Below are 9,635 nucleotides of genomic sequence, written 5' to 3'. Positions count from 1 at the left end.
AGCAGCTCCTTGGCCTGGGCGTAGCCGTTGCCCTCGATGGGCGCGCCGGGGTCGAGGCGCTCGCGGATGCCGCGGTGGATGGCGGCGAGGATCGCCGCCGCGGCCAGGTAGGGGTTGGCGTCGGCGCCGCAGATGCGGTGCTCGATATGCCGGCTGGCGGCCGGCCCGCCCGGCACCCGCAGGCTCACGGTGCGGTTGTCGATGCCCCAGGTCGGCGCCAGCGGCGCGTAGCTGTTGGCCTGGAAGCGCCGGTAGGAGTTGGCGTTGGGGCAGAACAGCAGCAGGGAATCGAGGAGGCTGGCGAGCAGGCCACCCAGGGCCTGCTTGAGCAGGCTGCCGGCCGGCCCCTCGAGGTCATTCGGCTCACCGGCCAGCAGGTTGCGTCCGGCCGCGTCGGCCAGGCTGACATGCATGTGCATGCCGGTGCCGGCCAGGTGGTCGAAGGGCTTGGCCATGAAGCAGGCCTGCATCCCGTGGCTGTTGGCCACGCCCTTGACCAGGCGCTTGTAGCGCACCGCCTGGTCCATGGCCGCCAGCGCGTCGCCGTGCTCCAGGGTGATTTCCACCTGGCCCGGGGCGTACTCGGAAATCGCCGTGCGCGCCGGGATGCCCTGGGCCTGGCAGGCGGCATAGAGGTCCTTGAGGAAGGGTTCGAGCTGCTCCAGTTCGCGCAGGCCGTAGACCTGGGTGCTGCGCGGACGGCCGCCGTCGGCGTCCCGCGCCGGCTGCGGCCGGCCCTCGCCATCGCGGCGCTGGTCGAGCAGGTAGAACTCCAGCTCGCAGGCCATCACCGGGTGAAAGCCCTCGGCCTGGAGTTGCTCGATCACCCGCACCAGCACATGCCGGGGGTCGGCGACCGTGGCCGGCAGGCCCTGCTGCGGGTGCATGCTGACCTGCACGGCCGCGGTGGGGATGCGCCGCCAGGGCAGGCGCACCAGGCTGCCGGGCAGCGGATAGGCACGGCAGTCGATGTCGCCGACCTCCCAGACCAGCCCGGAGTCCTCCACGTCGTCGCCGTTGATGCTCAGGCCGAGGATGGTGCTGGGCAGCGGCCGGCCGCTCTGGTACACGGCGAGCAGCTCGTCGCGGTGCAACAGCTTGCCGCGCGGCACGCCGTTGCCGTCGAGGATGAACAGCTCGACCAGTTCGATATCGGGGTTGTGCGCCAGGAAATCTTGGGCGTCCTGCAGGGAGGCGAATGACATGGGGCTCTCGTTAGCGCCGACACGGCGCGCTGTGCCGGCGCTACTGCGGCGCGGGCGCGGCAGCAGGCGGCAGGCTACTGATGGAAAGGGTCGCAACGGCTTGCGACCGGCCTATTCAGATATAGCCGAGAGGAGCATCCGGCGGGCGCGCGTGGCGGCAATGCCACAGCGCCCAGAAGGCGAGGATTTCCGGTAGACGGGAGTTGCGGCCGTCGACCCCGAGCGCGCCGCCGAGCCCTGGGGTCGGGCAATGGCGGGACGGGGCGCATCGACGGTCTGGCGAGTTCATGGACAGCAGGCTCGCACGGCGCTCGGCGCCGGTTAAATCCGATTGTTCACACGCTCGGTTGCGCCCCGGCTAAACATTAGCCCTGCGTGACCGCGCCCCGGGGCTCCGGCTTGTAACCCAGGCGCAGGCCGCCCCAGTGGCGGCCCTGGACGCGGATCGGCACCGACAGGTCGTGCATCAGCTCGCCGGTATCGCGCATATAGGTCTGCAGCAGCAGCGCCTGCTGGTGACTGCCGCAGCGGCTGCCGGTGCGGTCGTCGAACAGGCGCTTGCTGCGGCTGCGCGCGGTGTCCACGGCGCGGTCGCCGGTCGGCGGATGGTTGAAGGCGTTGTTGTGGGTCGGCACGTAGCCTTCCGGGGTGCTGGCGATGGCGAACACCAGCCCCTCGTGGCGGGCCAGCAGGGGCTCCTGGATGGCCGGCAGGACCTGGTCGGCGTAGCCGTCGAAACGGGTCTTGTACTTGGCCGGGAAGCTGCCGGCGATCGCCTGGTACTGGCGGTCGAACAGGTCGGCCAGGGCGATGCGCCCGGCCTGGATGTCCGCCTCGAAGCGCGCGGCGATGGCCGCCGCACCCTCGCGGGCGAGGTCGTAGATGCGCTGGTGGTAGTCGTCCAGGCCGACCGCGGCGAGTTGCTCGCTGACCGCCTCGGCCTGGCCGACCAGTTGCTCGGCCGCGCCGCCGAGCTGACGGGTCTGGCCCTCGCTGGCGCGCACGTCGCCGCGCAGCTGCTCCACCGCGACGAACAGGCTGGCCAGGCGTTCGTGGTTGTTCGCCGTGCCGGCGCTGATCTGCGCCACCTGGCGCTCCACGTCCAGGGCCAGCTCGGCGATGCCGTGCAGCTGCGCGCCGGTCTGCTCGACCTGGCGCGCGGCCTGTTCCAGTTCGTCGGCCTGACGCTGGATATGACTGACCACCGCGGCGCTCTGCTGGCGGATGTCGGCGACCATCTGGCCGACCTCCTCGGTGGCGCTGGCGGTGCGCGCGGCGAGGTTGCGCACCTCGTCGGCGACCACCGCGAAACCGCGGCCCTGCTCGCCGGCGCGAGCCGCCTCGATGGCCGCGTTGAGCGCCAGCAGGTTGGTCTGGCTGGCGATGGACTGGATCACCTGGGTGACCTGCTCGATCTGCTCGGTGCGCGCCCCCAGGCCGTCGATCAGCTCGCGGCTGGCGGCGGTCTGGGCGCTGAGCTGCTGCATGCGTGCTATCGCCTGCTGCACTTCCTGCTGGCCGCTGGCGCTGCTCTGGCGCACGGTCTGCGCCGCCGCCAGGGTCTGCTCGGCGCGCCGCGCGCTGTCCTGCTCGGTGTCGGTGATGGCCTCGGCGCCCTGGCTGACCTGGTCGATGGCGCCGAGCTGGGACTGCAGCTTGCCCGCCAGCTGCTGCACCGCGTGGGCCACCTGGGCGGCGGACAGGGCGTTGTGGCAGGTGTGGCGGGACAGCGTCCGGCTCAGCTCGGCGAAACCGCCGGGCGCCTCGCCCGCCGTGGCGGCGGAACCCGGAGCGGGGCGCCAGGCCCCAGCCAGGGCCACAGGCCGGCCAGCAGGAGCAGCGGCACGGCGGCGTAGGGCGACAGCTGCAGCCGCGCGGCGACCAGCAGCGACGCGGCCAGGCAGAGGGCGTGCAGCAGGCAGGCCCGCGGGTGGCGAGTGAAGGCAGAGCTCATGGCGAATCCCGTGATTATTGTTCTGGCGGTGGCGGACGGCGCCCACGCTCTTGGATTCGAGCACGAGCGGCCACGCCCGGCCATGGCACTTTGGTCGAACGACCTCAGCCCGGAAGGCTGTGGCGGCGGATGAAGCTCTGGTCGAGGTAGTCCTTCCAGCGCCCGCACAGCTGGCCGTCGGCGCTCCACTGGCGCCAGCCCATCAGCGCACCGCCGTCGCCGGTGGCCAGCAGCGCCAGGCTGTGGCGCTGCGGCCGGTAGCGGCGCAACGCCTGGCCGCGCAGTACCGCCGCGAGATTGGCCGCCAGCACCGGCCCCTGGCGCACCGCGTAGACCCCGCTGCGGCGGGCGCCGGGCAGGCTGGCGCAGTCGCCGACGGCGAAGACCGCCGGGTGGGACGCGCTCTGCAGGGTCGCGCCGATCTGCACGAAGCCGTGCGCATCGCACGCCAGGCCGCTCTCGGCCAGCCAGGGCAGCGCCCGCGCACCGCTGGCCAGCAGCAGGCGGCTGCCGCGCCAGACCGGCTCCTCGCCGCTGAGCAGGCGCTCGCCGTCGATCAGGTCGATCGGGCAGTGCTCGCGCACCCGCACCCTGCGTCGGCGCAGATGGCCCCAGGCGCGCAGGTGCAGGCCGGCGTTATGCCCGTCGAGCAGCTGGCCGGCGCAGAACAGCGACAGCTCGGGCACCTGGTCGGCCAGGGCCAGGGCCAGCTCGACCCCGGCCGCGCCGCCGCCGAGGATCGCCAGCGGCTGCGGCTGCGGCTCGGCCTGCCAGGCGTGCCAGCCGGCGAGGAATTCGGCGAAGGGCTTGACCGCCAGCAGCTGCATGGCCGCGCCGCGCTGCGGCGGGCAGGCGACCGCGGCGCCGAGGTTCAGCGACAGCCAGCGCGCGGCCAGCGCCCGCCCATCCGCGAGCTGCACCTGACGCTGCGCCGCATCCAGGCCCTGGGCCGACGCGACGATCAGCTCGACCTTGGCCGCGCGGCACAGCGCCGCCAGTTCGATGCTGCAGTCCGCCGGGGCGAAGCGTCCGGCCAGCAGGCCCGGCAGCATGCCCGAGTACCAGGCCCGGTCGCCGGCGCTGAGCAGGGCGATGCGTCCCGGCGGCCGCTCGACCAGGGCCCAGCGACGCAGCACGCCGAGGTGGGCGTGGCCGGCGCCGAGCAGGATCAGATCGTAATGGTTCATGGACTAACGGCTCTTCACGGCTGGCCAGGCGCAGAGGATGGCGGCAGCGCGGGCCGGCCTGCAAGGGCTATTCAGGGGGCGACGGCCTGCAGGCGGGGGGCGGCGAAATAGCTTTCCACCCGTTCGCCGGTGTTGTCGCTGTCGGCGGCGAACACCACGCCGATGATCCGCGACGGCGGGCTGCCGAAGGCGGCGATGGCGTCCGCACGCAGGTCGCGGGCCTCCTCCAGCCACTGCCCCAGCGGCGCCTCGGGGCCACGCAGTACGCGCATCTCGGCCTGTTCGGTGTAGGCGCTGCGGGCATGACTGCCCGGCGCCCGGCGGTTGTCCCAGACGTAGCTGAGGGTCGCCGCCGGCAGGCCGGGGTCGTAGAAGGTGCGGGCCAGGCGCAGCTTCTGCCGGGTCAGGAACGGCAGGCTGTCCAGCGGGTAGTCGAGCAGCACATAGACCCGCGCGGCGTAGTCGTCGCCCTCGCGGGTGGCGAAGCGCGCCTGCTGCAGGCGCCCCTCGCTGCGCCACTGCCAGCTCAGTTGCCAGGGGCGGTCGCCGGGCAGATCCAGCGGGTGCAGCAGGCCGCCGGCGGCGGCGTCGGCCCGGATGCGCAGCGCCAGGCGACCGTCCCGCTCGACCAGGCTGCGGGTCGGCGCCTGGAGCTTGGGGATGTCGGCGACGCGCCAGGGCGCCGACCACTCGCCGCCGGGCGGCCCGGCCGTCCAGGGGGTCAGGGCGTTGTCCGGGCCGGCCGCCAGGGCCATGGGCGCCAGCAGCGTCAGCCAGGCGAGCAGCAGGGCGCGCATCAGCCGCGCCGCCAGCCGTGGAAGCGCTCGACCCAGCGCAGCAGGGCCTGGGGCGCGTGGCCGCGCTTCCACTCGCCGGCGGCGTACTTGTTGGCCTCGGCCAGGGTCGGGTAGCTGTGGATGGTGCCGAGGATCTTGTTCAGGCCGAGGTTGTGCTTCATCGCCAGCACGTACTCGGCCAGCAGCTCGCCGGCCTGCTCGCCGACGATGCTGACGCCGAGGATGCGGTCCTTGCCCGGCGCGGTGAGCACCTTGACGAAGCCATGGGCGACCTCGTCGGCGATGGCCCGGTCGAGGTCGTCGATACCGTAGCGGGTCACCTCGTAGGCCACCCCCTGCTGCCGCGCCTCGCCCTCCGACAGGCCGACCCGCGCCACTTCCGGCGCGGTGAAGGTGCAGTAGGGAATCACCCGGTAGTCGGCCTTGAAGCGCTTGAAGGGGGCGAACAGCGCGTTGACCGCGGCGTACCAGGCCTGGTGCGCGGCGACATGGGTGAACTGGTAGGGACCGGTGACGTCGCCCACCGCGTAGATGTTGGGGAAGCGCGTGGCCAGGTACTCGTCGGTCTTCAGGGTGCCGTTGGCGCGCAGCCTCAGGTCCAGCTCCTCGACCCCGTAGCCGCTGACGTTGGCCACCCGGCCGAGGGCCAGCAGCAGGCAGTCGAAGGCGATGGTCATCTGCTCGCCGGTATCGAGGCGACGGGCGACCATGCGCTGCTCGCCGTCGACCAGCTCGAAGCGCTCGGCCTGGTGCTGCAGGCGCACGTCGACGCCGTCGGCGCGCAGGCTGGCCAGCAGCGCAGCGCTGGCGTCGTCGTCCTCGCGCGGCAGCAGGCGCTCGGCCATTTCCACCTGGATCACCTGGCTGCCGAGGCGCTGGAAGGCCTGGGCCAGCTCGCAGCCGATCGGCCCGCCGCCCAGCACCAGCAGCCAGCGCGGCCGTTCGCGCAGGGTCCAGATATTGTCCGAGGTGTAGGCCTGCACCTGCTCCAGGCCGGGGATCTTCGGCACCAGGGGACGGGCGCCGGCGGCGATGATCAGGTTGCGGCTGCTCAGGGTTTCGCCGCCCACCTCGACCGTCCAGGGCGAGGTGATGCGCGCCGCGCCCTGGATCACCTCGACGCCCAGGCTGGTGTAGCGCTCCACCGAGTCGTGCGGGGCGATGTCGGCGATGACCCGCTGCACCCGCTGCATCACCGCGGCGAAGTCCACCTCGCCGCTCACCCCGCGCAGGCCCAGGGCCTCGCCCTTGCGCAGCTCGTGGGCCAGCTTGGCCGAACGCAGCAGCGCCTTGGACGGCACGCAGCCGGTGTTCAGGCAGTCGCCGCCCATCTGGTGCTTCTCCACCAGGCCGACCCTGGCCTTCACCGCCGCGGCGATATAGGCGCTGACCAGGCCGCCGGCGCCGGCGCCGATCACCAGCAGGTTACGCTGGAAACGCTTGGGTTTTTTCCAGCCGGCGTAGACCCGGCGCGCCTTGAGCAGCTCCAGCAGCTTGCGCGCCAGCAGCGGGAACAGGCCGAGCAGGACGAAGGCGCCGAGCAGCCCCGGCGAGAGGATGCCGCCCAGGCCTTCGAGCTGGCCCAGTTCGCGGCCGGCGTTCACGTAGACCAGGGTGCCCGGCAGCATGCCGACCTGGCTGACCCACCAGAAGGTGCGCAGCGGCAGGCGGGTCAGGCCCATGGCCAGGTTGATCAGGAAGAACGGGAAGATCGGCACCAGGCGCAGGGCGAACAGGTAGAAGGCGCCCTCGCGCTCGATGCCCGCGTCGATGCTGGCCAGGCGCTTGCCGAAGTGCCCCTGCACCCAGTCGCGCAGCACGAAGCGGCTGCTGAGCATGGCGAGGGTCGCGCCCAGGGTGGAGGCGAAGGACACCAGGACGAAGCCCTCGAGCAGGCCGAACAGGGCGCCGGCCAGCAGGGTCATCAGCGCCGCGCCGGGCAGCGACAGGGCGGTGACCGCCACGTAGGCGAGGAAGAACAGCCCGGCGGCCTGCCAGGGGTTGCCCGCGACCTGGGCGTTCAGCGCCGCCTGCTGGGCCTTGAGCGCCTCCAGGTCGAGGTACTGGCCGAGGTCGAAGGCGAAGAAGGCGCCGACCAGGGCGAGGATCAGGCCGACCAGCAAGAGTTTGCGAGGATTCATCCGTTCGGCGCCTCCAGTGCGCGGCGACTGTGGTTCAGGCTGAAGCCGCCCAGCAGGGCCGCCTGCGGCGGCTCCAGCCCGGCGCCCAGAATGCGCGGGCGATAGGACTGCGCCGCCGGGCTGCCCGCGGGCCACTGGCGGTCGAACTCGGCGAGAAAGGCGTGGTGGTCGTAGTGCAGCGCCAGGGCCTCGATAAACAGGCCATCGCGCCGGCAGCGGTACAGGGCGTCCGGATGGGGGCGGGTGGCGATGCGGCTGACCAGGCCGTAGCGACCGCCGGCGAAGTTCGGCAGCCCGGCCGCGCCGTTGTTGATCAGCGCGCCGTGGACCAGGCTCAGGGCCGCGGCGGCGCAGGTATGGCTGGTGGCCAGGACCCGCACGCCGCTGGCGGCGAACCAGGCGTCCAGCGCTTGCCGGCGCGCCGCCTCGGCCAGGGCCTCGCGGGCGCAGGCCCAGCCGGCCAGGGAGCGCTCGTCGCCGTGGCTGATCGCCACCGGCCGGCCCGCGACGCTGACCAGCGCGCAGGCTGGCCGCGCCGCCAGGCGCGCGGCCAGCCCCGGCAGCCTCCGCACGGTTTCGTTCAGCTCGGCCTGGATGGCGTTGGAACGCGCCACCGTGCCATCGTCGACGCTCATGGGGTAGGCGCAGCCGCAACCGGCGCCGCTGTCCGCGCCGCGGCCCAGCTCGGTCTCGACGTTGCCGCGCAGGGCCAGGTGGCCGGCCAGGCCCTGTTCCACGGCCAGGAAGATCGCCGGATCGCGGTCGAACCAGTGGGCATCGCCGTTGAATACGGCGCGCGCGCCCGACTCGGCGGCCAGCAGGCGCTGCACGGCGGCCAGGGCCTGGCGATTGCCGTACAGGCCGCCGACCACGTAGAGGCTGTCGCAGTCGAACAGCGCCTCGCCGGCGAAGGCATCGCGCGGCAGGCGGTAATCCAACGGGCAGTCGCGCCCGGCGCGCATCAGCCGCGCCCCCGCATCAGCCCTGGCAGCAGATAGCCCAGCACACAGAGCCCCAGGCCGTAGAGGTTGGTGCCGAGCAGCAGGGCGTACTTGCCCTCGCCTATGGCCCAGGCCTGGGGGATCCAGCCGAGGGTCAGGGCCAGGCCCAGGCCCAGGCCGGTCCAGAAACTCAGGTGGAAGCCGAGCCGGGTCGGCCGCACCAGGCCATGCAGGACGAACACCGGGGCCAGGCCGATGACCATGGTGCCGCTGATGGTGGTGGCCTTGAGGATGTCGGTACCGGCGATCATCGGCAGGTTGCCGAGCAGGGCGAACAGCACCATCACCGCCATGCCCACGCCTATGGCCTTCTGCCCCAGGTCGCGACCGGCCAGCAGCGGCAGCTCGCGCCCGGCCAGCTTGGCCAGGCTGGAGAAGGTCGAGTCGAGGGTCGAACCGGCGGCCGAGACCATCACCACGGTCATCACCAGCAGGGCACCGATGCCCAGGCTCTTGGCCAGGGCCGCCGGCACGTTGTCGCTGGCGGCCAGGCCGCTGAGCTGGGCGTGCACGCCGATCAGGCTGAAGGCGAGGATGGCGAAAAAGCCCAGCACCCCGGCGATCAGGAAGGCGCGGCGCATGCTGCGCTCCTCGCTGATGAAGCCGCGGTCGGTCAGCACCGGGTCGTGGAAGCCGTAGCTGAAGATCTGCAGGCCGGCCACCAGCAGCAGGTCGACCCCGGCGTCCAGGGCCCAGTGGCTGGTGCTGGCCAGCTCGGCCGGCGAATGCTGCGGCAGCACCAGGCCCAGCACCCAGACCAGGGCGACGAGGAAGATCGCCGCCTGCGCCGCATCGGTGAGGATCGAGCTGCGCAGGCCGCCGCGCAGGCTGTAGGCCAGGGTCACCGCGGTGAACAGCAGGGCCGCGCCGATGAACTCGGCGCTGCCGGAGTCGCCGTAGTAGCCGCCGACCACCGCGGTGTTGCTCCACACCTCGTTGAACAGGCGGATGAGGATGGCCGCCGAGAACGCCAGGGCCGCGCCGCGGCCGTAGTGACTGCGGAGAAAACCCACCAGCCCGGTGGCGGCGAAGCGCCGGCGCAGGCGGTAGATGACCAGGCCGGTGAGCGGGATCGACAGCCAGTAGGTGGCATAGGCCAGGCCGCCGACCAGGCCGTAGCTGGCCCCCAGGTTGGCGGCGTTGGTCACCGACTTGGCGAAGATCCAGCTGATGAAGATGCTCGAGGTCAGCAGCCAGGGCGCCGCGCTGCGGCCCTGGCCGTCCTCGCCGTTGAAGAAGCCGCCGAGGGTCACCGCCCGCGGCGCCAGGGCCACCATCAGCACCCCGTAGGCCAGCAGAAACCCCCAGAAGAACAGCCCGATCACGCTGTTTCCGTCCATAGATCAGTCC

Annotated in this window: 8 protein-coding genes; all 8 read right to left on the bottom strand. The window is 72.4% G+C overall.

The window, feature by feature from the left end:
- Positions 1–1,205 (bottom strand): glutamine synthetase family protein (locus I0D00_RS21375; RefSeq protein ID WP_213641780.1); only part of this gene is annotated, 1,205 nt, incomplete at its 3' end.
- A 365-nt stretch (positions 1,206–1,570) separates the two neighbouring features.
- Positions 1,571–2,713, bottom strand: a complete 1,143-nt coding sequence (locus I0D00_RS21370; RefSeq protein ID WP_420850837.1) for a methyl-accepting chemotaxis protein — start codon at positions 2,711–2,713, stop codon at positions 1,571–1,573.
- Between the two features lie 230 nt (positions 2,714–2,943).
- On the bottom strand, positions 2,944–3,159 hold the full coding sequence (locus tag I0D00_RS21920) for a hypothetical protein (RefSeq protein ID WP_420850830.1): 216 nt from the start codon (positions 3,157–3,159) through the stop codon (positions 2,944–2,946).
- Between the two features lie 104 nt (positions 3,160–3,263).
- The gene (locus tag I0D00_RS21365) at positions 3,264–4,346 is read right to left on the bottom strand and encodes an FAD-dependent oxidoreductase (protein WP_213641778.1); all 1,083 of its coding nucleotides are present in this window, start codon (positions 4,344–4,346) and stop codon (positions 3,264–3,266) included.
- Positions 4,347–4,417: 71 nt separating this feature from the next.
- Positions 4,418–5,143, bottom strand: a complete 726-nt coding sequence (locus tag I0D00_RS21360) for a DUF3047 domain-containing protein (RefSeq protein ID WP_213641777.1) — start codon at positions 5,141–5,143, stop codon at positions 4,418–4,420.
- Complete coding sequence (locus I0D00_RS21355; protein ID WP_213641776.1) at positions 5,143–7,284, bottom strand: FAD-dependent oxidoreductase; 2,142 nt, start codon at positions 7,282–7,284, stop codon at positions 5,143–5,145. The genes I0D00_RS21360 and I0D00_RS21355 overlap by 1 nt, the downstream gene beginning before the upstream one ends.
- On the bottom strand, positions 7,281–8,246 hold the full coding sequence (locus I0D00_RS21350; protein WP_213641775.1) for a hypothetical protein: 966 nt from the start codon (positions 8,244–8,246) through the stop codon (positions 7,281–7,283). The genes I0D00_RS21355 and I0D00_RS21350 overlap by 4 nt, the downstream gene beginning before the upstream one ends.
- Entirely contained in the window at positions 8,246–9,625 is a 1,380-nt protein-coding gene (locus tag I0D00_RS21345) for a sodium:solute symporter family transporter (RefSeq protein ID WP_213641774.1), read from the bottom strand. Before I0D00_RS21345 ends, I0D00_RS21350 begins: the two co-directional genes overlap by 1 nt.
- Positions 9,626–9,635 lie beyond the last annotated feature (10 nt).

The organism is Pseudomonas lalucatii (assembly GCF_018398425.1).
Classification (GTDB): domain Bacteria; phylum Pseudomonadota; class Gammaproteobacteria; order Pseudomonadales; family Pseudomonadaceae; genus Aquipseudomonas; species Aquipseudomonas lalucatii.
Note: the sequence above shows the minus strand (reverse complement) of the source record. Positions and strands in the feature narration are given on the sequence as shown.

Excerpts from the sequence above, each read along its gene's own strand:
- I0D00_RS21920 (WP_420850830.1), bottom strand. The coding sequence starts at position 3,159 with ATGAGCTCTGCCTTCACTCGCCACCCGCGGGCCTGCCTGCTGCACGCC.
- I0D00_RS21360 (WP_213641777.1), bottom strand. The coding sequence starts at position 5,143 with ATGCGCGCCCTGCTGCTCGCCTGGCTGACGCTGCTGGCGCCCATGGCC.
- I0D00_RS21350 (WP_213641775.1), bottom strand. The coding sequence starts at position 8,246 with ATGCGCGCCGGGCGCGACTGCCCGTTGGATTACCGCCTGCCGCGCGAT.
- I0D00_RS21365 (WP_213641778.1), bottom strand. The coding sequence starts at position 4,346 with ATGAACCATTACGATCTGATCCTGCTCGGCGCCGGCCACGCCCACCTC.
- I0D00_RS21355 (WP_213641776.1), bottom strand. The coding sequence starts at position 7,284 with ATGAATCCTCGCAAACTCTTGCTGGTCGGCCTGATCCTCGCCCTGGTC.
- I0D00_RS21345 (WP_213641774.1), bottom strand. The coding sequence starts at position 9,625 with ATGGACGGAAACAGCGTGATCGGGCTGTTCTTCTGGGGGTTTCTGCTG.